Origin of the sequence: Streptomyces smyrnaeus, assembly GCF_017676345.1 — a bacterium.
Classification (GTDB): Bacteria; Actinomycetota; Actinomycetes; order Streptomycetales; family Streptomycetaceae; genus Streptomyces; species Streptomyces smyrnaeus.
In genome coordinates this window covers 187,150-209,943 of the sequence record NZ_JAFFZM010000005.1, presented here as the reverse complement: position 1 = coordinate 209,943, position 22,794 = coordinate 187,150, and the positions used below count along the sequence as shown (strand labels likewise).

Annotated in this window: 20 protein-coding genes and 2 tRNA genes; 18 read left to right on the top strand and 4 right to left on the bottom strand. The window is 72.4% G+C overall.

Annotated features, from left to right (window positions below; translation table 11 throughout):
• Nucleotides 1–39: 39 nt before the first annotated feature.
• Entirely contained in the window at nt 40–432 is a 393-nt protein-coding gene (locus JW613_RS10640) for a cupin domain-containing protein (RefSeq protein WP_209210505.1), read from the top strand.
• Nucleotides 433–469: 37 nt separating this feature from the next.
• Here JW613_RS10640 and JW613_RS10635 read toward each other — a convergent pair whose 3' ends face one another.
• Both JW613_RS10635 and JW613_RS10630 read right to left on the bottom strand, forming a co-directional pair.
• Nucleotides 470–1,696 carry a PucR family transcriptional regulator gene (locus JW613_RS10635; protein WP_307865856.1) on the bottom strand — a complete coding sequence of 409 codons (1,227 nt, stop codon included), beginning with the start codon at nt 1,694–1,696 and terminating at the stop codon, nt 470–472.
• Between the two features lie 2 nt (nt 1,697–1,698).
• Nucleotides 1,699–2,064, bottom strand: coding sequence for a hypothetical protein (locus JW613_RS10630; protein ID WP_209210702.1), 366 nt, complete (start codon nt 2,062–2,064; stop codon nt 1,699–1,701).
• A 309-nt stretch (nt 2,065–2,373) separates the two neighbouring features.
• Here JW613_RS10630 and pgfA point away from each other — a divergent pair, with 309 nt between their 5' ends.
• The 9 genes from pgfA (at nt 2,374) to JW613_RS10585 (ending at nt 15,099) form a co-directional block, all read left to right on the top strand.
• Complete coding sequence (gene pgfA / locus JW613_RS10625; RefSeq protein WP_209210503.1) at nt 2,374–3,357, top strand: cell envelope lipid trafficking protein PgfA; 984 nt, start codon at nt 2,374–2,376, stop codon at nt 3,355–3,357.
• Nucleotides 3,358–3,993: 636 nt separating this feature from the next.
• Nucleotides 3,994–5,265 (top strand): glycosyltransferase family 4 protein, encoded by a 1,272-nt coding sequence (locus JW613_RS10620; RefSeq protein WP_209210501.1) that lies wholly within the window; start codon nt 3,994–3,996, stop codon nt 5,263–5,265.
• 6 nt (nt 5,266–5,271) lie between these two features.
• Nucleotides 5,272–6,000, top strand: coding sequence for a class I SAM-dependent methyltransferase (locus JW613_RS10615; protein WP_209210499.1), 729 nt, complete (start codon nt 5,272–5,274; stop codon nt 5,998–6,000).
• The gene (locus JW613_RS10610; protein WP_209210498.1) at nt 5,997–10,553 is read left to right on the top strand and encodes an alpha-(1->3)-arabinofuranosyltransferase domain-containing protein; all 4,557 of its coding nucleotides are present in this window, start codon (nt 5,997–5,999) and stop codon (nt 10,551–10,553) included. The genes JW613_RS10615 and JW613_RS10610 overlap by 4 nt, the downstream gene beginning before the upstream one ends.
• Before the next feature lie 251 nt (nt 10,554–10,804).
• Nucleotides 10,805–12,220, top strand: a complete 1,416-nt coding sequence (locus tag JW613_RS10605; protein WP_372447931.1) for a condensation protein — start codon at nt 10,805–10,807, stop codon at nt 12,218–12,220.
• Between the two features lie 50 nt (nt 12,221–12,270).
• Entirely contained in the window at nt 12,271–13,041 is a 771-nt protein-coding gene (locus JW613_RS10600) for a class I SAM-dependent methyltransferase (RefSeq protein WP_209210681.1), read from the top strand.
• Complete coding sequence (locus JW613_RS10595; protein ID WP_209210494.1) at nt 13,041–14,081, top strand: DMT family transporter; 1,041 nt, start codon at nt 13,041–13,043, stop codon at nt 14,079–14,081. The genes JW613_RS10600 and JW613_RS10595 overlap by 1 nt, the downstream gene beginning before the upstream one ends.
• A gap of 2 nt (nt 14,082–14,083) precedes the next feature.
• Entirely contained in the window at nt 14,084–14,317 is a 234-nt protein-coding gene (locus JW613_RS10590) for a Trm112 family protein (RefSeq protein ID WP_209210492.1), read from the top strand.
• Nucleotides 14,317–15,099: an FkbM family methyltransferase gene (locus JW613_RS10585; RefSeq protein ID WP_209210490.1), complete on the top strand. Its 783-nt coding sequence runs from the start codon at nt 14,317–14,319 to the stop codon at nt 15,097–15,099. The genes JW613_RS10590 and JW613_RS10585 overlap by 1 nt, the downstream gene beginning before the upstream one ends.
• A gap of 160 nt (nt 15,100–15,259) precedes the next feature.
• On the opposite strand, the gene ku is transcribed toward JW613_RS10585, so the two are convergent.
• Complete coding sequence (gene ku, locus JW613_RS10580) at nt 15,260–16,360, bottom strand: non-homologous end joining protein Ku (RefSeq protein ID WP_209210488.1); 1,101 nt, start codon at nt 16,358–16,360, stop codon at nt 15,260–15,262.
• Between the two features lie 30 nt (nt 16,361–16,390).
• Here ku and ligD point away from each other — a divergent pair, with 30 nt between their 5' ends.
• The gene (gene ligD / locus JW613_RS10575) at nt 16,391–17,293 is read left to right on the top strand and encodes a non-homologous end-joining DNA ligase (RefSeq protein ID WP_209210487.1); all 903 of its coding nucleotides are present in this window, start codon (nt 16,391–16,393) and stop codon (nt 17,291–17,293) included.
• 108 nt (nt 17,294–17,401) lie between these two features.
• Here ligD and JW613_RS10570 read toward each other — a convergent pair whose 3' ends face one another.
• Nucleotides 17,402–17,692: a hypothetical protein gene (locus JW613_RS10570; RefSeq protein ID WP_099880540.1), complete on the bottom strand. Its 291-nt coding sequence runs from the start codon at nt 17,690–17,692 to the stop codon at nt 17,402–17,404.
• Between the two features lie 190 nt (nt 17,693–17,882).
• Between JW613_RS10570 and JW613_RS10565 the strand changes: the two genes are divergently transcribed.
• The 7 genes from JW613_RS10565 to JW613_RS10535 all read left to right on the top strand — a co-directional run bounded on the left by JW613_RS10565 (nt 17,883) and on the right by JW613_RS10535 (nt 22,653).
• Nucleotides 17,883–17,955, top strand: a tRNA-Asn gene (locus JW613_RS10565).
• 232 nt (nt 17,956–18,187) lie between these two features.
• Nucleotides 18,188–18,261 (top strand) — tRNA-Ile (locus JW613_RS10560).
• Between the two features lie 325 nt (nt 18,262–18,586).
• On the top strand, nt 18,587–18,829 hold the full coding sequence (locus tag JW613_RS10555) for a hypothetical protein (RefSeq protein ID WP_245225319.1): 243 nt from the start codon (nt 18,587–18,589) through the stop codon (nt 18,827–18,829).
• A 5-nt stretch (nt 18,830–18,834) separates the two neighbouring features.
• On the top strand, nt 18,835–19,428 hold the full coding sequence (locus JW613_RS10550) for a Clp protease N-terminal domain-containing protein (RefSeq protein WP_209210485.1): 594 nt from the start codon (nt 18,835–18,837) through the stop codon (nt 19,426–19,428).
• A gap of 259 nt (nt 19,429–19,687) precedes the next feature.
• On the top strand, nt 19,688–20,224 hold the full coding sequence (locus tag JW613_RS10545; protein ID WP_209210483.1) for a hypothetical protein: 537 nt from the start codon (nt 19,688–19,690) through the stop codon (nt 20,222–20,224).
• Between the two features lie 334 nt (nt 20,225–20,558).
• The gene (locus tag JW613_RS10540; protein ID WP_209210482.1) at nt 20,559–21,095 is read left to right on the top strand and encodes a hypothetical protein; all 537 of its coding nucleotides are present in this window, start codon (nt 20,559–20,561) and stop codon (nt 21,093–21,095) included.
• Between the two features lie 127 nt (nt 21,096–21,222).
• A complete protein-coding gene (locus JW613_RS10535) occupies nt 21,223–22,653 on the top strand; it encodes an FGGY family carbohydrate kinase (protein ID WP_209210480.1) in 1,431 nt (476 codons plus the stop codon).
• The last annotated feature ends 141 nt before the right edge of the window (nt 22,654–22,794 follow it).

The following is a 22,794-nucleotide window of genomic DNA, read 5'->3' as shown; positions in this document are numbered from 1 at the left end:
TCGTTGACGTACACCGTACTTGGTGATGAGGGGGCGGCAATGACCGCGGTGGATCTGTTCTCTTCGATGTTCCGGCTCGGCCCGGCAGGTGACGTACGCACCGAGCAGCGCCGGATGTCGCCCGACCTCGCCGGCTGGACGGTGGTGACGCTGCACGTCGACAGCGACGCCGACGCACATCCCGAGTCCTGGGAGCAGCACTCGGACGGCGAAGAGGTGCTGTGCGTACTGAGCGGCGCGGTGCGGGTGTACCTGCGCAAGGAGGACGACCCTCGGGACCCGGACGGTGAGTTGGTGGCCAGACTCACCCCGGGCACGGCCTACGTCGTGCCCCGGGGCCGCTGGCACCGCACGACGGTCGAGGAACCGAGCGACATCATGGTGTTCTCCCGGATCGCCGGGACGCGGATGGAGCGCCGCACCGGTTGGTGAGCGGCAGCACGGGCAGCGCGAGCACCACCGCTTTCCGCTAGTGCGGCCCCAGTTCGCCGCGCAACCGCATCGAGCGCAGCACCAGTTCCAGCTCGAAGCGGCTGTCGGGGTCGTCGATCTCGTCGCCCCACAGTTCCCGGATCTGGCGCAGCCGGTAGCGCACCGTCTGCGGGTGGACGCCCAGCCGCCCCGCCACCTCCGGGGCGCCGCCGCGGGTCTCCAGCCAGGCCAGCAGCGTCTCGGCCAGCCGACGGCTGTGGGCGGGGCCGCACGACTCCAGGGGTGCCAGCCGGCGCCGTGACAGGCCGGCGATCAGTTCCTCGGGCGGCAGCAGCACCAGTGCTTCGGTGTGCTCGGTGCAGTAGAGCAACTCGCCGCCCGGTAGCAGCCCGCGCTCCATCAGGGCGACAGCGGACCGGGCCCAGCGCAGCGACTTGACGGCGTCGGCCAGCGGCACCGGAGGCCCCACGGCGCCCGACCAGCCGGCGGTTGCCCGGCGCAGCAGCTCCGGTCTGCCGGCCGCCTCCGGCTCGGGCACCACCATGCGGGGCTGCTCGCACTCCATGTCGAGCAGAACCTCGTCGCCCACGGCGGGTGGAACGGCGGAGCGGGCAGGGCGCACCAGCACCGCGACGGCCACCGTCTGCGGCATCCGCCAGCCGATGCGGGCGGCACGGTCGGCCAGCAGGTCGGCACGGTCACCGCCGCCGCGCGGCGGATGCTCGGACAGCAGCAGGTCCAGCAGCCGGCGCTGCAGCCGCAGCCGCTCGCCGGCCTGCCGTGCCGCCGCCTCCGCGTAGCCGCGCACGGACTCGGCCACCAGGCCGTCGAGGTACTGGAAGCCGGATTCGGCCAGCTCGTACATCGCGGGCGCCGGGATCTCCATCTGGGTGCCGATCTCGGCGAACCGGCGCCAGGCCAGCCGGATGCCGAGCCGGTAGATGGCCTGCAGCGAGTCGAGGCTGCGCCCTTGGAGGACCTCGCCCCGGCCGAACTCCTGGAAGACCTGCGGGGGGACGTGCGGGGCCTCCAATCCGGTGGCCAGATTCTCCACGAAGTGCTCCAGGGCGCGCCGGATACCGATGAGCGCCATCGACTCGCCCGAGTCGTCCAGCACCTGCGGCAGGGCGGGGTACTCGCGCCGGATCGCGGTGAGGATGTCGTGGGCGAGCACCGGAACCTCGGCCATGGCGCGCTCGGCGAACTGGCGTACCCGCAGCGGCGGTACGTCCTGCCAGGCCGAGCGGGCGGGCGCGGATGTCACCGTCACCCCCTTGGCGTGGCGGAGGCGGCAGGCTCCTCCGCTCCCCGGGAACTGCCCGCGGCACCGGGCGAGGCCGACGAAGCGGCACCGCCGTCATCGCCTCCGGGGGACTCCTCCGACCGCTCGGCGGCGCCGGAGTCGTGGGAGGCGCCGCTGCGGGACGGACTCGCCGAACCGCTGGGCGAGGCGGAGGGCGACGCGGACTCACCGAGGCCGGGGACCTCGTCCGGTGACGAGTGGAAGTGCACCAGCGGCACGTTGGGCTGCTCCGGTGCGGCATTGAGCGCGGCGACGATGCCGAAGCCCGCGCCGACGGCGAGACCGGCGGCGACCACGCAGGTGAGCGCGGCGGCGAGGAGTCTGTGCATGGCGGAGGCGAACCTCTCTTGTCGGTGCCGTGGTGGCCGTACCCGCCACGCGGAAACATGACGGTTCGGTGCGACGGCCCCGCCCCAGGAGCCAACCCCTTGTGAGGTGCCGAGTGTCGACGGGCATTGACTCGGTGTCAAGAGACGGCCTACGGTTTCCGGCCCATACGGACCGTCCAGACGAACTGACCGTTCCCTTCACGTGGTCGGGCGGCCCATCATCGAACGTGCACTTCCCCGTCGTAGCGCCGCACCTGCCGCAGGATCGTCCCTGCGTGCGGGCCAAGACCACCCTCGGAGTGCCCCGCCATGCGCCGTACCGCATCGCCTCTCGCCCTGATCCTGCTGGGCCTCGGCGTCTTCCTGCTCGTGCTCTCGCCGATGCTCGCCTGGTACGTCGAACCACGGGCGAAGCGCACTCCCACCGATGTGAACATCACCTCGGTCTTCACCGGCACGGGCAAGTACTTCGACCAGCAGGAACTCAAGACCAAGAGCGACCAGAAGCTCACCGTCACCCGGCGCGTGCTGGGAGACGTCGCGGCCAGTGAGAAGAGCGGGCGGGCCGTGTGGAACGTCTCACAGACCATCGACAACCCCAAGACCCGCAAACTGGACGACCCACGCAAGTCGTTCCAGTGGACGACCGAGCGCCTGGTGACCGACCGCAAGAGCAACCGGCCGGTGAACTGCTGCCGCTCAAAGCCGAAGGACATCGCCGGAGAGGCGTATCTGAAGTGGCCGTTCGACGTGGAGAAGCGCGACTACTCCTGGTGGGACAGCAGCCTGGGGGCCACCGTCCCGCTGCGCTACAAGGGCGAGGCGAAGGTGCGCGGCCACGAGGGGCTGCGCTTCACCGGGACGGTGAAGCCCACCCGGGCCGGCACCCGGCAGGTGCCCGGACTGCTCGTGGACCGGCCCAAGAGCGGCCAGGTCAACGCCGAGGAGTGGTACTCGAATTCGGGCCTGGACTTCATCGTCGACCAGCGCACCGGCCGCATCCTGTACGCGGCGACGGGGCCGAAGCTGGTGCTGCGCGCACCTGGCGGCAAGGAAGACAAGGTGACGCTGCTGCAGAGCGACAAGCTGGCCTTCACCAAGAAGACCCAGCAGGAGGCCGTCGACCTGGCAAAGGACGACAACTCGCGGCTGCGGCTGGTCGGCAGTGTCGCTCCCATCGGCGCGGTGACGGCCGGCGGGGTGTGCGCGGTGGCGGGGGCCGTACTGGTCGCCAGGGGCCGCCCCACCGCGAGCCGGGCGCGGCACGCCCCGGACGGCCGGGCCGAGGGATGAGGGTGGCGTGTGCGCACGGTTGAGCATCGGCGGTCCCGGCTCATCCCGGCCGGGAATGGTTGAACACGCGACAGAGCGCGAAGTGATGAAGCATCAGGCTCATTCCGGAGCAAAATTGTCACTCCGGTGAGTAGCCACCCGCGAACACTGCGGCAAACACTGAGCCATCCGACGCGCACCGCCCCGCACACCCCGCGCGCACGGCCCCCGCAGAGCCTTCGCATCTTCTGCGCAAGGCGAGGCAACGCACTGCCACGCACGAGCTCCACTGCAAACGCACCGCAACGCACAGGCCCCACGGCAAACGCACCGCAAACGCACCGCAATGCACCGCGACGCAACAGCAACGGCTTCACCGCCACCGCACCGGCTCACGACACCGCTCACGACAACGGCTCACCACAGCTACGAACCAGCGACGAACCGCAGCGACTCACCGCGACACAACGGCTTCACCGCCACGCACGACCCCCGCACCGCACAGCTCCCCGCCCGCCCCACGACCGATTCACCAGCACCACCGACCGACCAACCCACAAGCCCCACCGACCCCACAAGCCTCACCGAGACGACCTCGTCCGAGACGGCCCCCACCGCATCGGTTCCTACCGCACCCTGAGACGAGTTGGAGCACCAATGCCCCAGCACGTACGACCCTCCCTGGTCCCCCCACACGGCCAGCACACCGCCCTCGCGCCTGCCCCCGCCACCGGGCAGGGCTCCGCCCCGCGCAGGCAGCGTCCGGCCGATCCAGGGTCTCCCCGCCGCATCGTCTTCCTGGCCCGGCGCGACCTCGGCAACCCGGCCGCAGGCGGCTCCGAGCTGCTGATCGACCGGATCGCCGAAGGCCTCACCCTCCACGGCCACCAAGTCACCCTGCTGTGCGGTGGTCCCGCCGCCTACCGCGACTACCGCGTCGTGTCGGCGGGGAGCGACACCACCCACTTCCTGCGCGCCCGCAGCGCCTTCGCCCGGCAGATCGGCGACTGCGATCTCCTGGTGGAGGTCTGCAACGGCATGCCGTACCTCGCGCCCCTGTGGCACCGCGGACCGACGCTCTGCTTCGTCAACCACGTGCACACCGACCTGTGGGGCATGCGCTATCCGGCTCCTGCCGCGCGGCTGGGCCGGCAGCTCGAACACTGGGCGCTGGCCCGCAACCACCGGCACAACCTGAAGGTCGCCGTCTCCGGGTCGACCGCGCGGGCGCTGACCGGGATCGGGGTGCCCGAGGAGGAGATCCGCATCGTCCACAACGGTGTCGAGGAGCCGGGTCCGCCGCACCCCAAGTCGCCCGAGCCGCTGTTCCTGGCCATGGGGCGACTTGTCGAGTACAAGCGGATCGATCTGCTGCTGCGCCTGTGGGAACGGGTCAGGCCGGTCACCGGCGGCCGGCTGGTCATCGTCGGCGACGGCCCGGAGCGGCCGGCACTGGAGGCCATGGCCGGACCCGGTGTCACCTTCACCGGGCACATCAGTGAGGGCGAGAAGCACCGGCTGCTGTGCCGTTCCTGGATGCTGCTGCACCCCTCTCTGGTGGAAGGGTGGGGGCTGGTCGTCATGGAGGCCGCGGCGCGCGGCACCCCCGCGGTCGGTTTCGACATCCCCGGGCTGCGCGACTCGGTCGAGGACGGGGTGACCGGTCTGCTGGCGCGCGGCGAGAGTTCGTTCGCCGCGCACTGGTGCGCACTGGCGCTGTCGGCCGAACGCCGGCTGGCGCTGGGCCGCGCGGCGGAGCGCAGGGCGGCCCGGTTCCGCTGGGCCCACACGGTGCGCGGTTTCCGGGCCGTCGCGGCAGAGGCGTACGCCCGCGCCGTCGGCTCCCCCTCGTCGCCCGCTTTCGGCCGCACCGACCCGGGCGGGGACTCCGCCCATCCGGTCCCCGGTCCCGTTCCCGTGGGGTGGTGACAGGGCGTGCGGGACCCCTCCATCAGACGATCCGTCGCGCTCTTCCGGGCCTTCCTGCGCGAGCAGTCGGACCCGGAGCACTGCTACGGCCTGCTCGCGCGGGACGCGGTGCAACAGGTCGCGCGCTTGGTTCCGCTGGAGGGCCGCACCGTCGTGGACGTCGGCGGCGGCAGCGGGCACTTCACCGAGGAGTTCCGCCGCCGGCAGGCACTCTGCTACCTGTTCGAGCCCGATCCGCGGGAGTTGCACGCGGGCGGCCGCAAGCCGGAAGGCGCGGTCGTGGCCGACGGCTATCTGCTGCCGCTGGCCGACGGGGCGGCGGACGTGTGCTTCTCGTCCAATGTGCTCGAACACGTCGCCGATCCGCAGACCTTCCTGTCCGAGATGATCCGCGTGACCCGCCCCGGCGGGCTGATCTATGTGTCGTTCACCAACTGGTACTCCCCCTGGGGCGGCCATGAGACGGCCCCCTGGCACTACCTGGGGGCCGAACGCGCCCGCGCCCGCTACCGGCGCCGTACCGGCCGCCCCGCCAAGCACACCCTCGGCGAGAACCTGTTCGCCGTGCACATCGGACCCACCCTCCGTCACGTGCGCGCCCGGGACGACGTGGAGCTCGTTACTGCCCGCTCCCGCTACTGGCCGTTCCTCGCGGGTGCCATCACCCGCGTCCCCGGGCTGCGCGAGTTCGCCACCTGGAACCTCCTCCTCATCCTCCGGCGGTGTCCCACATGACCACGACCGTCCAGGCGCCACCCCAGGCCCCGGCTCCGTCCCCGCGGCCCGCTCCCCCTCCGGAGCGCCCCAGGGGGCGGCGCTGGCTGTTCGGCTTCTGGGCGGTCGTGCTGGTCGCCTTCCTCGCCAAGTCTCCGGGGAAGATGACGTTCGAGACCAAGCTGGGCGTGGCGGCCGACCCCTGGCAGTTCCTGGGTGACCTGGGGCAGCTGTGGCACGACCGGGGCGGGTTCGGGGGGATCGCCGACCAGTACGTCGGCTATCTCTTCCCCGCGCTGCCGTACTACGGGCTGACCGATCTGCTCCAGATACCGACCTGGCTGGCCGAGCGGCTGTGGATGTCGCTGATCGTCTCCGCGGCCTTCTGGGGGGCGCTGCGGCTGGCCGAACGGCTCGGGGTGGGCACGAGCGCCACCAGGCTGCCGGCCGCTGTGGTCTACGCCCTGTGGCCCACCTACACCATCGTGATCGGCTCCACCTCGGCCGCCGCGCTGCCGGGTGCCGTTCTGCCGTGGGTGCTGCTGCCGCTGACCGGCACCCTGGTGGCGCCCCGGGTGGCGGCCGCCCGCTCGGCGCTGGCGATCCCCTTCATGGGCGGCGTCAACGCGGCCTCCACGCTCGCCGCGCTGCTGCCCGCGCTGCTGTACGTCGCCACCCGCACCGGACGCACCCGCCGCACCCTGCTGGCCTGGTGGCTGCCGGGCGTCGTGCTGGCCACCATCTGGTGGTGGGTGCCGCTGCTGCTGCTCGGCACGTACGGCGAGGACTTCATGCCGTACGTGGAGAACGCCGAGACCACCACAGGCACCATGTCGGCCACCGAGATGCTGCGCGGCAGCGGCAACTGGACGGCCTATCTGAACTTCGGCGAACCATGGCTGCCCGCCGGATGGACGGTGGCGGCCGGCTGGCCGGCCGTTCTCGGCGGTGCCTTCGCCGCCGCGCTGGGGCTGGCCGGGCTGGCCCGCCGCGATCTGCCGGAGCGCCGCTGGCTGCTGCTGACGACGGTGACCGTCACCGGCATCATGCTCGCCGGGTACGCGGGAGCGCTGGGCGCACCGTTCGCCGAGCAGATCCAGGGCTGGCTGGACGGCTGGCTGCGCCCGTTCCGCAACATCTACAAGTTCCAGCCGGGGCTCGCCCTCGCGCTCAGCTTCGGGCTCGCCCATCTGACGGCCGTCGCTCTCAGCGTCCGGGGAACCAGGGCACTGCCGGGCCGCAGACTGCTGCTGTGGGCGGCGACGCTTGCCGTACTGCCCGGGTTGTGCCTGCCGTACGTCAACGGGGACATTCTGCAGCCGGGCGCTTTCGACAAGCTGCCCAAGCACTGGCAGCAGACGGCCGACTGGCTGAAGAAGCGCAGCCCGCACACCCGCGCCTATGTCACCCCGGCGACAGCGCACGGCATCTACAGCTGGGGCTCTCCCATCGACCAGCCGCTGGATGTGCTCGCCGAGTCCCCTTGGGCGCAGCGCGACTACGTGCCGTTCGGCACCCCGGGCAACCGCAGGGCGACCGACGCGGTGGAACAGGCGCTGATGAGCGGCGGCGAAGTACCCGGACTGGCCGACTTCCTGGCCCGCGCGGGCCTCTACGACGTCGTCGTACGCAACGACCTGGACCCGGACCAGTTGGGCTATGTCCCACCGCAGATCGTCAAACGCACCCTGGAGGCATCCGGCTACCGGAAGGTGAAGGCGTTCGGTCCGACACTGACCGGAGGCCGTATCCCCGAGGACACCCCCGTGCAGGTGGCGGGCTTCTACCCGCGCCAGCGGGCGGTGGAGATCTACGAGCCGACGGACACCGCACGTCCCAAGAGGGTGGCGCTCAAGCCCGTCTCGCGGACAGCTCAGGTCAGCGGCGGCCCCGAGGCCCTGCTGCCGCTGGCGGCCGACGAGCGGATCAAGGGCAGGCCGACCGTGCTGACCGGCGACAACCACCCGGGCCTGGGAACCCCGTCCCTCCAGGTCAAGGGCGACGGGCTGCGGCGCGCCGACACCCGCTTCGGTCTCGTCAACACCAACACCTCCTACACCTACACCGCCGACGAGCGGAACCATCCCGACAGCCTCCAGCAGCCCGGCGAGAAGCCGAAGCAGATCCTGCCCATCGAGGGCACCCGGCACCAGACGACGTCGGTGCTGCGCGGCGCGAAATCCGTGACGGCTTCCAGCAGCGGCAACTGGCTCTTCCACCTGCCGCAGTACGAACCGGTGGGAGCCTTCGACGGCAATCCGGACACCGCCTGGGCCGAGGGCTCGGCAGGCGAGCCCGAAGGACAGTGGATCAAGGCCGAGTTCCGGGGCGCTGTGGACATCCCCCGGCAGATCGAGGTGGTTCCGCTGCCCGGGGACGCCACCCGTGCGGCACCCACCCGCGTACAGGTGGAGACCGACCGGGGCACCGCCTCCAGCTTCCTGCGGCCCACCGGGGAACGGCAGAAGATCAAGGCACCGCAGGGCGCGGCACGGTGGCTGAAGCTGACCATCACCGACGCGCAGCCGCCCCGGGCCGGACTCTCCGGCGCCGGGTTCTCGGAGATCGACATTCCTGATGTGCAGGTGACCCGGCTGCTGAAGCTTCCGACGGACTCCGAGAACGCCCGTGCGGACAGTGAGTTGGTCTCGCTGCACCGGGGTGACGATCCGGGCGGCCTCTCACCGGTCTCCTCGGAGGTCGGGCTGCACCGGAAGTTCAGCACTGCTGCGCGCTCCGACTACGACGTGCGGGCACGTGCGCTGCCCGTACCGGGCCGCGAACTCGACCGGTTGCTGGACGAGGCAGCACCCGGGTCGCGCGACCGGATCACGGCGTCGGTCGACTCGACGGCCAAGACCGGCACCTCGCTGAGCGCACGCAATCTGGTGGACGGGAACCTGTCCACCGCGTGGATCGCGGGCGACAAGCCGACCATCCGGCTCAAGTGGCCCGAGAAGCGGGAGATCGGCGAGATCGTCCTCGCCCCGGCAGGCGGTATCTCCACGGCGGCCGAGGAGGTGCGGATCAGCTCGCCGGACGGCGCGACGACAGCCGAGGTCGACAAGAACGGCCAGGCGCGCTTCGAACCGATCGAGACGAACCGGATGACGCTGACGGTCACCAAAACCAAGCCGCTGACCGTCCACAACCCCGTTGCCGACCGGAAGCTCCAGCTGCCCGTCGGGCTCAACGAGGTCTATCTGCCGGCACTGGACGACTTCCGGGTGCCCGCCCCCGACGCCGACCAGAAGTTCGAACTGCCCTGCGGCAAGGGCCCGGCGCTCGCCGTCGACGGCACGCTGCACACGACCAAGGCGTCCGGGAAGGTCCGCGATCTGACCGAGCGGCGCCCCATCGACGTGGAACTGTGCGCGGGCGAGGCCAAGGACGGCAGCCTGGAGCTGGACGCCGGGGCCCACACCGTGGAAGCCGGTGACACCGGACCGCTGGCGATCACCGATGTCACCCTGGGCAGCGGCGACCAGGGCGCCGCCCCGAAGGCCGCAGCAGACGGCCCGGCTGCCGACGACACCCGGCAGTCCGACGCCGCGCAGGCCGCCGACTCCGGTGACCGCAAGAGCGTCGCCCGCGACTGGGCGGGCGACGAGCGCACCGTCGAGGTGGGAGACGGTCCCGCCGCCTACCTCCAGACGCACGAGAACGCCAACGACGGCTGGAAGGCCACCCTCAACGGCAAGGAACTGCGCCCACTGCGGCTCGACGGCTGGCAGCAGGGCTTCCTCGTCCCGGCGGGCGAGACGGGCACGGTCAAGCTGGAGTACGAGCCCGCCACCTGGTACACGGCCGGGCTCGTCGGGGGCGGGCTGGGCATCGCCGCACTGCTGTGCCTGGCCTTCATCGGTGCGCGGCGCGGTACGCCGCTGGGAGCCGGGGAGGACCGTGATCCGGTGCCCGCGCCCGGCTGGGTCCTCGGCACCGCGGCGCTCACCCTGGTGGTCGCGCTGGTCGCGGGTCCGTACGCGCTGGTCGTACCCGCGCTGGCGGTGGCCGCCCGGCTGCGGCCCGGCGTACTGGCGCCGGTGGCACTGGTGGCCATGGCGGGCGCCGGGGTGGTCGCGGCCCTCGGTGCCGGGTCGACGCTCGCGGACGGTCGGGGCGCCTTCGGACACACGGCACAGGCGCTCGCCCTGCTGGCGCTGGCCGCCGCGGTGGTGACGCTGCCCGCACGGCACGAGTCCGCCCCCGCCCACGCCGCCGAGCCGGGGCCGTGGGCGCCCGAGCCGGGGCCGCCGTCCGCGTCCGCGCCACCTGTGCCGCCGCACCCGCAGCAGTCCCGGCAGCCGCAGGAGCAGCAGCACTCGGCGTACGGCTCGGAGGCCGCGACGGCACAGCTGCCGCCGGTGCCGCCCGCCCCGTACGGCGGCCACTCGCCGACCCTCCCGGACGCCCCCGCCGCCGGCGGGGCCGGATCGCCAGGCGGAGCCCCGCCCGGCGATCCGGGCCAGGAGCCGCACACCCGGCCCGCCCACAGCCCGCCCGACGACCAGCGGCACGACCCGCACCAGGGCCACCGGCCCGACCCGCACGAGGGGGAGGAACCCGCCCCATGACACCACCCCACAAGGGCGCGAGCACCACACCCGCACCGGACAGCCCGCTCGGAGCGGACGGTCCGCAGGGCGCCGGGACGCGCGGTCCGTACGGCACCGGGGCGCACGGTTCGCACGACGCCGGTCCGCACCGCGCCGGTCCGCACGACGCCGGAGCGGCCCCGGCGGACGGCGCTGCCGAGGAGGGCGGCGGTGCCGTGTCCCGGGCGCGGCGTGCGGCCGGGAGCAGCGACGTGAGGGGCGCCGGTGGGATGTCCGAGTCCGCTGTCGTCTCGGGTGGGGCCGCGCAGCAGACCGGCCCCACCCCGGCGGTGCCCGGCGGCCCCGCCGGGGAGCGCCGCATCCCCTTCCCCACCGTCGACGAGATCACCCGGCACTGTCTGGACGACGACGAGCCGGAGACGGTGCATGTGGAGGTCCATCTGCCCGCGCTGCCCGACCCGCAGCGGCTGCGGGCCGCGTTCGCCGAGGCGATGCGGCGGCATCCGGGCATCCTGCTGCGGCAGGCGCCCACCCGCTGGTGGCGTCCCCGTTACGAATGGGTGCTGACCGACGGGCCGGACCGGGACCCGGTCTCCTTCCCGGGCGGCACCCTGGAGGAGGCACGGCGGCGGGCCCTGGCCCAGTGCCCGTCCTTGGACGCCTCGCCCCCGTTCCGCGCCGAGGTGATCGAGCACGGGGGCGAGGGCGGCTGCGTGCTGCTGGTGACGATCAACCACACGGCGCTCGACGGCCCGGCGTGCCTGCGGGTCGTCGCCAGCGCGGCCGAGTTGTACGGCGGGGCCGACAACTCACCCGCGCCACCGCCCGTCCGGCCCCCCGGCGAACCGCGCCGCACACAGCCGCAGTCGGCGCCGGGCTCGCGCCCCTGGACGCGTCCGGCCCGCGTCGCGGCGGACACCTGCCACCCGGGAGCGCCCGGGAACGGCATGCTGATCGCCGAGCTGCCGGTACCTGACCGTCCGCCCCGCGCCGCAGACGAGCCGACCGCCTACACCGTCAACGACCAGCTGCTGGTGGCGACCTGGCTGATGGTGGCCCGCTGGAACAGCACGCACGAGGAGCCCGTACGGCCGGTGCGGATCACCATGCCGGTCGACGACCGGCCCCGCACCGCGGACATGCCCATCGGGAACGGCACCCGGCTGGTGGAGGTCACGTTCGGGGCGCGGGAGCGCGAGATGCACCGGGCCCTGACGGCACCGGGCGCGCCCGACCGGGAGGCGATCGGGCGACTGCTGCGGACGACCGCCGCCCGCACCCGCGCCCTCAAGTCCGTCGACCGTCCGCAACTCGGCTTCAGCGGCGATCTGCTGACCACTCCGCTGCTGCCCGTGGGGCTGCGCGCGGCCGGAATCCGCACGCTGCGCAGGGCGGCGGGCCCTTGGGCGTCCACCACCCTGCTGTCCAACATCGGCCGTGTCCCCTACCCGCTGGACTTCGGTGACGCGGGACGCGCCCGGGCCGTCTGGTTCTCGGCGCCCGCCAAAGTGCCGCGCGGCCTGTCGGTGACGACCGTGTCGACCGGCGGGCGGCTCCAGTTGGCGCTCCGCTGGTCGCACGCCCGCCTGGACGACAGCGCGGGCGAACGGCTGGGGGCTCTCTTCGCCGAGGCGCTGGCCGCCACCTCGTACACCCCGGCGGAGTCGGACGAGGGGCACTCGTGAACGGCGGCACAGCGCACGCTCAGGACCGTGCCGCGGATCCGGAGCCGGCCATGGGAGCGGCGGAGCCGACCAGCAGCCTCCAGCAGCTCTACGAGGACCCCGCGACACCGGTCGCCTCCGGGCCCGACCGTGCGCGCCGCCAGGCGGCGATACTGGCGCGCGCCCTGGGGCCCACCCCGTCCACCGTGCTGGACATCGGCTGCGGCGACGGCAGCGCGGCGGCCACCGCCGCTCAAGAACTGCCCAGGCACCGCCTGGTGGGCGTCGACTGGTCGCAGGACGCGCTGCGCCGCGCCTCGGCGCGGTTGACGGCCGTGCGGGGCGAACTGTCCGCACCCGGGCTGCCGTTCGCCACCGGGTCGGCCGACGCGGTGCTCTTCTCGGAGGTGATCGAGCACCTGGTCGATCCGGACGCCGCGCTGGACGAGCTGCACCGGGTGCTGCGTCCGGACGGGCATCTGCTGCTGTCCACTCCTAACCTGGCGGCCTGGTACAACCGTGCGCTGCTGCTGACGGGCACCCAGCCGGTCTTCTCCGAGGTGTCGCTGCGCGGCATACACGGGCGTCCGGGCTCGCAGGTGGTGGGCCATCTGCGGCTGTTCACGGCGCGTGCACTGCGCTCGATGCTGCCCGCGGCCGGTTTCCGCGTCGTACGGATCACCGGGGCGCCCTACCACGACGTGCCCCGTCCGCTGCGTCCACTGGACCGTGCCGCCTGTCACGTGCCGTCCCTCGCCTCCATCCTGCTGGTGCACGCGCGCGCGGTCCCACGGCGCGACGGGGCACCGCGCCGTGAGCCGCCCGGGGAGGAGGGCAGCTGATGCTCTGGGGCGTCGCGGCGGCGCTGGTGGCCAACCTGCTGTTCAGCGCGGGCTTCGTCATCGAGAAGCGGGCGCTGTCCGCGCTGCCGCCGCTCTCCGCCGGGCACCCCGCCCGCCTGGTGCTGCATCTGCTGCGCAGTCCGCTGTGGATGGCGGGCGCCGCCTCGCTGCTGCTGGGTTTCGCCGCGCAGCTCGCCGTCTACCGCACGCTGCCCCTGGTCGCCGCGCAGGGGCTGTTCGTCACCGGGTTGGTGATGCTTCTGCTGCTGTCGACCCTCTTCCTGGGCGAGCGCTCCAGCGGACGCGAGCGGCAGGGGATGGTGGCCATCCTGGCGGCACTGCTGATGATCGTCTTCTCGCTGCACGACAGTTCCGAGACGATCAGCAAACTGGCGCCCGTCCCCGTGCTGCTCGTCATCTGCCTGCCGTCCCTGGCACTGGGCCTGGTGCTCTTCCTGTCGGCCGAACGGCGCTCCAGGCGGCGGCACCGGCTGCCGACCGCAGGGGTGCCCTACGGAGTGGCGGTGGGCTTCCTGTACGGAGTCAGCTCGCTGGCCATCAAGGGCGTCGCCGGGCTGCTCGATCCGGGCGACCCGGGCGGTACCGCCCTGGCCCTGCTCGGCTCCCCGTACCCGTACCTCCTGCTGTTCACCGGCTCGACGGGGCTGGTGCTGTCGCAGACGGCGCTGCAGCGGTGCCGCGCCTCACTGGTGGTACCGGTCTGCACGACGGTGAACTTCCTGTTCGCGACGGTCAGCGGCACCATCGCCTTCGCCGAGCCGCTGCCCGACGAGCCGCTGCGGCTCACCCTGCGGCTGGGCGGCGCGGCACTCGCCGTCTGTGTGCTCGTCGCGCTGCCCCGCCACGATCCCGACGCCGCACCGCCGCACCCGGACACCGCCCGCGAACCGGACCCGGAAGCGGCCCCCGGGCCGGGCACCGCACCGGAATCCCCGCCCAAGCCCCTTCCACCCGCCGGGCGCCCGCTGTCGGCGACGCTGCCGCCCGCGCGCCCCGAAGACGCACCCGAAAGGCAGTGACCATGTCCCAGTTCTCCGCGGACGACCCCCTGCTGAAGATCCTCGCCTGCCCGTTGGACAAGGGCCCGCTCACCCTGCTCCAGCCCGAGGAAGCGCTGTACAACCCGCGCCTGCGCCGCCGCTACCCCATCGTGGACGGAATTCCGCAGCTGCTCCCCTCCTCGGGCGAGCAGGTCGGTGACGAGGAGCACCAGCGGCTGCTGAAACGCCTCTCCGAACCGGAGGCCCCCTCCTGATGACCCTCGCCTCCCGGATCGGACCGCATCTGCCCGCGCGGCTGCTGACGGCCGCCTGCGACCTCCTGTACCCGCGCTTCGAGCCGGAGCTGGGGCGGCTGGCCGACTTCTGCCCGTACGGCGGCACAGCGGTCGATGTCGGCGGCTGGTACGGGCCGTGGACCCGCCGGCTGGCACGCCGCGCCGACCGTGTGGTCACCCTGGAGCCCGTCCCCCATCTGGCACACCGCCTGCGTGCCGCGGCCCCGCCGCACACGGAGGTCCTGCAGGCGGCGGCCAGCGACCACTCGGGGACGGCGACGCTGTGGCTGCCGCCCGACGGGCGCGGCGACCGCGGCGTCTCCTCACTGGTGCGGCGCGAGGTGCACCAGGCGACGCTGGATGTGCCCTGTCTGCCACTGGACGAACTGGGCCTGACCGACGTCACCCTGCTCAAGATCGATGTGGACGGCAGCGAGCTCGCCGTGCTGCACGGCGCCGAGGCCACCGTCACACGTGAACGGCCCGCCCTCTTCATCGAGCTGGAGCTGCGCATCCAGCCGCTCGCACCGGTGCTCTCCCTGCTCTCCTCGCTCGGCTACACGGGCTGGGTGCTGCCCGCGCACAGCTGGGTGCCGCTGGCCGACTTCGATCTGGCGGCACACCAGCGGCGCACCGCGCACGTCGCGGAGCACGGACTGCTGCGCCGTTCGCTGGCACCGCACCGGCGGTATGTGAACTCGGTGCTCTTCCTCCCGGCGGGCCGCAGACCGGGCCGGTGGGACGGGGCGGGCACGGGCTGACCTTGCTGGCTCCGGCTGACCGGCTCCGGTTCCGGTCGACCGACTCCGGCTCCGGCTCCGGTTCCGGTTCCGGTTCCGGTTCCGGTTCCGGTCGACCGTGCCGCGCCCGTCAGCGTCGGTCTGCGTCCGCCTGCGTCCGTCAGGGTCCGTCAGCGTCCGTTCAGGCGGTTTTGCGGGGCCGGGCGGACTTCTTCGCGGCCGTCTTCTTCGCGGCTGTCTTCTTGGCGGACGTCTTCGCTGTCGTCTCCTGGGCGGATGTCTTCTTGGCGGCGGACTTCTTGGGGGCGGCCGCCTTGGAGCCCGTCTTCTTGGCAGCCGTCTTCCCGGTGGACTTCTCGGCGGACTTCGTGCCCGTCCTGCCGGTTGTCCGCTTGGAGGCCGACGCCGTCTTCTTGGCCGCCGTCCTCTTGGCGGGCCGTTGTGCCGCGTCCGTCCGGCGGTCCGACAGCTCGTGGACGGTCGCCTCGCCCTCCTGGCGCCCGCTCCTGGCCTCCTGGACGCTGCGCTCCAGCACGGACATCAGATCGACCAGCTTGCCGCCGCCCTCCTCGGTCCGGCGGCGCAGCTCCTCGGGCGGCGGCTCGGCGCCCTCCGCCTTGGCCCGCACGAGCTCTTCGAGCGCCTCCCGGTACTCGTCGCGCAGCTCGCTCCAGTCCAGCTCGCCGAGCGTCTCCATCAGGGTGTCCGCCAGATCGAGCTCGGCGTCCCGCACCGCGACGTCCCCCTCGGGCGCGACCCCGCCGACCGATCGGATCTCATCGGGCCACAGCATGGTGTGCAGCGCCAGCGCGTCCTCGTACACGCGCAGCATCCCCAGGCTCTCCCGGGCCCGCAGAGCCAGCTTGGCCACCGCGACCTTGCCGGATCTTCGCAGCGCCTCGCGCAGCAGCACATACGGCTTGTCGGCGCGTTTGCCGTCGGCGGCCAGGTAGTAGGAGCGGTCGAGCTGGAGGGGGTCGATCTCCTCGGCGGGTACGAAGCCGAGGATCTCCACGGTCTTGGCGGTGGGGAGGGGGAGGGCTGCCATGTCGTCGTCGGTCAGCAGCACGGTGCGGCCCTCTTCGGTCTCGAAGCCCCGGCCGATCTCCTCGCGCGGCACCTCCTCCTCGTCCAGCTCGCACACCTTGCGGTAGCGGATACGGCCCCCGTCGGCCGTGTGCACCTGGTGGAAGGAGACGCTGTGGTTCTCGGTGGCGGCCACCACCTTGATCGGGATCGAGACCAGCCCGAAGGAAATGGCCCCTTTCCAGATTGAACGCATACTTTGTCCCTTCTATGGGACTCTCAGGGTATGCCGCACACGGAGATCGGGGGCCACCGTCTGGCCCTCAGCAACCTCGACAAGGTGCTCTATCCGGCGACGGGTTTCACCAAGGGCGAGGCGATCCACTACTACGCCTCGATCGCCGATGCCGTCCTGCCCCACCTCGACGGACGCCCCCTCTCCTTCCTGCGCTTCCCGGACGGCGTGGAGGGCGAGAAGTTCTTCACCAAGCACGTTCCGCCCGGCACCCCCAGCTGGGTGACGACGCGCAAGATCTCCGTGGTCAGCAAGACCCCGCTGAACCAGGTCCTGATCCAGGACGAGGCGACGCTGGTGTGGGCCGCGAATCTGGCGGCACTGGAGCTGCACACCCCGCAGTGGCAGTCGGACCACCAGGCGAAGGCGGACCGCCTGGTCTTCGACCTCGACCCGGGCGAGGGCGCCGACATCCTGGACTGCCGCCGGATCGCCGACTGGCTGCGCGAGCGTGCGGACGCCGACGGCATCACCCTGCTGCCGAAGACCTCCGGCTCCAAGGGCCTGCACCTGATCGCGCCGATCGAGCGCACACCCTCCGACCAGGTCTCGGCGTACGCGAAGAAGCTCGCGCAGGAGGCCGAGGCGGATCTGCCCGAGCACGCGGTCAGCAAGATGGCCAAGAATCTGCGCCCGGGGAAGGTCTTCGTCGACTGGTCGCAGAACAACCAGGCCAAGACCACGGCAGCCCCCTACACACTGCGTGCCAAGGACCGCCCCACCGTCTCCACCCCGCTGAGCTGGGACGAGCTGGCCGCCGCCCGGAAGGCGAAGGACCTGGTCTTCCTCAGCTCGGATCTGCCGCAGCGGATCGAGGAGCGCGGCGACCTGCTGGCGCCGCTACTGAAGAAGGGCAGCGGGCACAAGAGCGGCCGGGGCCGCATCCCCGGCTAGACCGGGCCGACCCGGACCGCCCCGGACTGCCGGGGCCACATCCGGTCAGCGACCGCCACCCCCGGATGCGGCCCCGGCCCGATGCGGCCCCGGTTCCTGCCGGGGTGCTCAGTGCGGCGCCTCTGCGCCCCAGTCGCTGCCCGCGCGGGCGCGGTAGTCACGGGCCGTACGGAAGCGGTCGCCCACCGAGGAGGGGAGCCGGCCCTGGACGGCGTCGGCCGCCTTGCTCGCCGCCTGCCGTCCGCTGAGCGCCGCGGCCTCCCCCGCGTTGCGTACCGCCGGATTCTCGGCGATCCTGCGCACGCCCTTGATGATCTGCTCGTAGCGCTCGCGTCCCGCGCGGGCGCCGAGTACGTAGCCGACGGCCAGTCCGGACACGAATGTGAGCCGGTAGCGCATAGCTTGCCCCTTCTCTCGGCTGGTGGTCCTGCTGCCGGTGCCCCGGCGGCGAACGCCGTCGGGGTGCCTTGAGGGGGTACCGCGTACGGGCGGCGGCAATACCGATTTCGGAGCACCCCCTGGCATGCGCTAATGTATTCATCGCCGCAAGGGAGCGCCCCGGGGTTCCGGAGCGCGACCGACGAGACGGTCCCGTGTAGCTCAATCGGCAGAGCAGCCGGCTGTTAACCGGCAGGTTACTGGTTCGAGTCCAGTCGCGGGAGCAGTAGCGGAGAGGGCCCCTTCTTGGGGCCCTTTTTCCGTGCCTGTCACTCGTCCGGGGTCTCAGCCGGGCGTTCTTCCGTGATCTGTACGGAAGTTGGCCCCGAGCGGGAACCGATCACCCTTGGTTCGCGGTCCTCACCTGCGTAGATCTCCCCCGGCGCGGGCGGCAGATCCTATGAACGGTTATGCTGCGGCAGACGGCGCGCACAGATGTGCGCGGTGCGCCGTTACGGGGCGGTAGCTCAGCCGGTTAGAGCAGCGGACTCATAATCCGTCGGCCGTGGGTTCGAGTCCCACCCGCCCCACCTCAGCACAACCCAGCAGAAACGTTCCACGCTGGACCTACGGCGGGGCGCTCCGGACGACCGGGCGCCCCGTCCGGCGTATCGGCGGCGCCCCGGGCGGCCGATACGCCCGGCCTCGGACTCCCTACCCCTCGCCCGTTCGGGCGCGCCCCGCCCGCGCGGGGCCTGGGCACCCGCCGCGGGCGCCGCGCGAGCCACCCGGAACGGCGCCGAAGCGGGGCCGCGCGCCCTCCCCGAAGATCCCCACCGGACCGCCCGTACGACCGCGCACCCCGAGGTGTCAACATCGGTTGACAGGATCACCTTGTCACCCTAAGTTGACACCATGGCAGGAACGGAACCGGATGAGACCGGTGAAGCGGTGCACACCGCCCAGGCTGCCCTGCATGGCGATCCGGCGGTCGGACTGCGGGCGGTCGCCGCGCTGCGGCGGCTCACGGAGGGCCTGGAAGCGCTGCAGGTCGAGCGCGCACGCAGCCAGGGATGGTCGTGGGACGAGATCGGCGCGGCCCTCGGGGTCAGCAGGCAGGCCGTTCACAAGAAGCACACGAAGCGGACGGGGAGGTAGAGCCGATGTTCGAACGGTTCAGCAGGGAGGCGCGGGACGTGGTGGTCCGCGCGCAGGACGAGGCCAACAAGCTGGGGCACGAGTGGATCGGCACCGAGCATCTGCTGCTCGCGGCGCTGCACCACCCCGAGCAGCCCGGCGCGGCGACGCTCGCCCGGCTCGGCGTCACCCCGGCCTCGTGCCGGGCGGCGGTCGCGGGCGTACTGCCGGGAGCCGGGGAAGGCCTCGGCCCCCAGGACGCGGAGGCGCTGCGGGCGTTCGGGATCGACCTGGAGGAGGTGCGCAGGCACGCGGACGAGTCCTTCGGCGAAGGGGCGCTGGACGCGGCGCCGGGCTCCGGCCGTACGAAGCGGGGACGCGGCAGGGCCGCCGGTCCGGTCACCCGGCACATCCCGTTCGCCGCTCGGGCGAAGAAGGTGCTCAAACAAGCGCTGCGGGAGGCGGTGGCGCGCAAGGACCGGGGCATCGGCGTGGAACATGTGGTGCTCGGGATGCTGCGCTGCGAGGACAACATCTCCCTCGCGGTCTTCTCCCGGCTCGGCATCGAGCCGGGGGTGGTGCGCGAGCTGGTGCTCGACGATCTGCGGAGCGCGGCCTGACGGCGGCTCCCCCGCCGACCGCTTCGGGGGTCCGGGACGGCCGGCCCGGTGGACCGTCGATGCGACGGAGACGGCCGTGACGGGCGGGACGGGAGGGGCTGATGCGTCGTCAACTCGGCGCAAGGCGAGGGGTGGTGGCGTACAACCCCGCACGGCATCAACGTGTCGTACTGGGTATCCCACGCATCGAGCTCATGCCCGCGATGCCTCGGGTATCTCGTATGAGAGCGTTCATCGCCAAAGAGGGGGAAAAATCACTATGCGTTCCACCCGCTTCTCCAAGAGCGCACTGGTCGCCGCGACCTCGGCACTGGTGCTGCTGCCCGCCGGCGCGGCGTACGCCGGCAGCGGCCCGGCCACCCCGCCGTCCCACTCGCAGAAGCTGGCCGGCTCCACGGCCCCCTCCCCCGAGGGGAATCCGGCGAGCAGGCTGGCGCAGGCCGCGGGCGTCTGCGACGACGCCGTGCCGATCGGTACCCGCGGGCTGATCAAGCGGGGCTCGGAGACGATTGCCTCGGTCAAGCAGTTCTACTCGAAGAAGTGCAACGAGAACTACGGCTATGTGTGGGTGTGGGAGAGCTTCCGCAAGACCGCGGCTCCCTACGACATCACCACCGGCGTCTACAGCTACAGCGACGACTCGGTCCACGCGGCCAAGGCGTGGAAGGCCACCAAGCAGCAGGAGTTCTGGACGGACGGCGCCAACACCGTCGACCACTGCACCTCCGGGGTGGGCAGTCTGCGCCCGGCGGGCTCACCGCACAGCCTCCAGGCGTACTCCGAGAAGCGCTGCTGACCACCGACGGCGGTCACCCGTTCCGGGCGCCGCCCGCCACCGCGGAGCGCTGACCTCCAGCAGCGCCACCGCATCAGCCGCCGATCGGCCACCGCATCGGCCACCGCACCAGCCGCCGCCTCAACTGCGGCATCAACCGCGGCGGGACCGACCGCGGCGGACGGGGAGCCGCAAGGCCCGGGCCCCGGCGTCACCTTCGTGACGCCGGGGCCCTTTCCGTACGACCCGCCGTCGCGCGCGAATACCCGCCCTGGGTGCCCGGGCCTTTTACTGTGAGGCCCCCCGGTCTGACCGATATGACCGGAAAGTCACCTTCTTCCCCTGGAGGAGATCTATGCGCACCCTTTCTCCCGTCAAGGGCGTCCTCGTCACGGCGGCCTGCGCCATGGCGATGCTGCCCGCCGGAGCTGCCCAGGCCGGCGACGGCGCGGGCCTGTCCCCCACCTCGGCCCGGGCCGGTGAGGCGACCGCCACCACCGCCGCCCCCGAGGAGGACGCGGCGAGCCGGGACTCCCGGGCCGCCCGCATGTGCAGCGACGCGTACCAGATCGGCTCGACCGGCTACATCAAGCGCAAGGGCTACACCATCGCCTCGGTCAAGCAGTTCTACTCGCCCCGCTGCCACCGCAACTACGGCTACCTGTACGTGTGGAAGGGCTTCCGCCAGCACCACAAGAAGTACGCGACGAACGTCGGCGTCTACGACTTCCACGCCAAGAAGCTGCTCGGGCTGCGCGTCTGGCGCAACACCTCGGCGGCGTCCTTCTGGTCCTACCCCACGAACACCGTGCACCACTGCACGGCCGCACGTGGTGCCGTGACGGTGCCCGGGGAGCACAAGCACTACGCCTACTCCTCGAAGCGCTGCTGACCCCTCCTCCGAGCTTTTGCGAGGACAGGTCGGACCCGGCCGTGCCGAGAGGCCGCGGCCGGGTCTCGTCCGGTCGGGAACGGGGCCCCGGGCCCGGTACGGGCGACTATGAGGCATCATTCCCGCCATGGGGATAGTCGCCGGACTGGACAGTTCAGCCGAGTACACAAGCATCGTCGTCTGCGACACCGAGACGGGGGCGGTCGTCAGGCACGGCCACGCCGAACATCCCGGTGAGCGCGACGACCCGCAGTCGTGGCTGCTCTCCCTCGGTACGGCGGCGGGCGGCGGGCAGCTCGCGGAGGTGCAGGCGATCGGCGTCTCCGCGCAGCAGCAGGGCCTCGTCGCACTGGACGGCGCGGGCAACCCGGTCGGCCCCGCGCTGCTGGGCAACGACCAGCGGATGCAGACGGCGGCGGCCGAACTGGTGGACGCGCTCGGCGGGCGCGAGGCGTGGGCGCAGGCCGTCGGCACCGTCCCACAGGCCGGTCACCCGGTCTCCAAGCTGCGCTGGCTGGCCCGCGAGCAGCCGGAGGCGGCACGGGGAGTCGCCGAGATCATGCAGCCGCACGACTGGCTGGTCTGGCAGCTGCTGGGCCGTCCGGCGCGGCGGGTCACCGACCGGGGGGACGCGTCGGGCACCGGGTACTGGTCGGCGGCGACCGAGTCCTACCGCACGGACCTGGTCGAGCTGGCAATCGGCCACCAGGTGGGACTCCCGGAGGTGGTCGGTCCGGCGCAGCCCGCCGGGCACACCCCGGAAGGGCTGCTGATCTCCGCCGGTACCGGCCAGACGATGGCCGCCGCCTTCGGGCTCGGCGTCGGCCTCGGAGACGTGGTGATCTCGCTCGGCGCGACGGGTTCCGTGTGCGCCGTCCACCACGAGGCGCTCATCGACCCCACCGGCACCATCACCTCCTACGCCGACGCGACCGGACTGCATCTGCCGGTGGTACGCACCCTCAACGCGACCCGCGTGCTGCGCGGCGCCGCCGGGATGCTCGGCACCGATCTGGAGGGCCTCTCGGAACTGGCGCTGACCTCCACGCCCGGCTCCTCGGGACTGGTGCTGCTGCCGTATCTGGAAGGAGAGCAGACACCGCAGCTCCCGCACACCGCGGGCTCGCTGCACGGGCTGCGGCGCGAGAGCATGAAGCCCGAATTCCTGGCGCGGGCCGCCGTCGAGGGGATGCTGTGCGGGCTGGCGGACGCGCTGGAGGTGCTGCGCAACCGCGGGGTGTCCGTACGGCGGGTCTTCCTGCTGGGCCAGGCGGCGGGGCTGGCCGCCGTCCGGGACGCGGCGCCCGCGCTGCTGGACGCGCAGGTCGTGGTGCCCGAGCCCGCCGACTACGCCGCGATCGGCGCTGCCCGCCAGGCGGCGTGGGCGCTGTCCGGTTCCGGCTATCCGCCCCAGTGGCCCGCCGCGGCCTGCCAGGTGTTCGAGGCGGGCGACCAGCGCGCCGTCGGGCAGGCCGTGCGCCAGCAGTACGCGACCGTGCGCGAGGAGATGTATCCGGGGGCCCTGTCGCAGACGTATCCGGGAGCCCTGCCCGCATAGCGCGAGCGGTGTGCGACGCCCCGCCCGGCGTCTCCGGGCGCGGGGCGGAGCCGTACGCGCGCCCTCCGGCGAACCGTGCCAGGACTGTGCCGTTGCGGCAGCGGAAACAAGCAAAACCACAGGCGGGATCGAGCCGCACGC